Source organism: Paenibacillus sp. YN15, assembly GCF_003285005.1.
Lineage (GTDB): Bacteria > Bacillota > Bacilli > Paenibacillales > NBRC-103111 > Paenibacillus_AR.
Map to the genome: position 1 here is coordinate 1 of NZ_QMFA01000110.1, position 648 is coordinate 648.

General features: G+C 59.1%; 1 protein-coding gene. It reads right to left on the reverse strand.

Going from position 1 to position 648, the window contains the following annotated elements:
- Window positions 1-648 (reverse strand): type 1 glutamine amidotransferase family protein (locus DQG13_RS31100; protein WP_181593112.1); only part of this gene is annotated, 648 nt, incomplete at both ends.

Sequence of the window (648 nt, forward strand, 5' to 3'; positions counted from 1 at the left end):
GCTCCGAACCTTCTCCGCCATTGCCATTGCCGTTGTCGGCTCCCATTTCCACCGCAAACAGATAGGGGGTCAGCGGCTCAAGCTCCAGCGCCCCACCCTCGTGCACTTGGCCGGTAATTAGATTGGTGTAGCGCACCGCCTGATTGCCATCTGCCTCCGCTGCCGCCAACACCGTCTCAGCGCCGTAATTGACCACATTCAGCAGCACCCTGCCTTCATGCTCCGTGCTTCTCCACTCCACATTGTACGGCAGCTCCCCGGTTGCGGTTTCCTTCAGCAGCATCCGTTCCGGCGCAATATCCTCCAGAATGGGCTGAAGAAAGCTTCTGATTTGGGCCGCCGTCCAATTGGCTGCAGTGATTTTATCGGCGTGGGCGAACACATAGCTCCGCTCCTCCGCCGACTGGGCTGTCCCGTGGGGCTCCAGCTCCAGCGCATGGGAACCGATGAGCAGCACTCTGCCTCCTTGCTCCATGTACGCCTTAATGCCGGACAGAGTAGCCGGGTCCACCCGGGTTGCATACGGCACTACCAGCAGCTTGAAGGCAGAAAGCCCTCCGGCCGCAATCTGCTTCTCCGAAACAAAGCCCACCTTTTGACCGCTGTAGGATAAGGCCTCATAGGAGCGCAGCAGCACATTGGAATAAT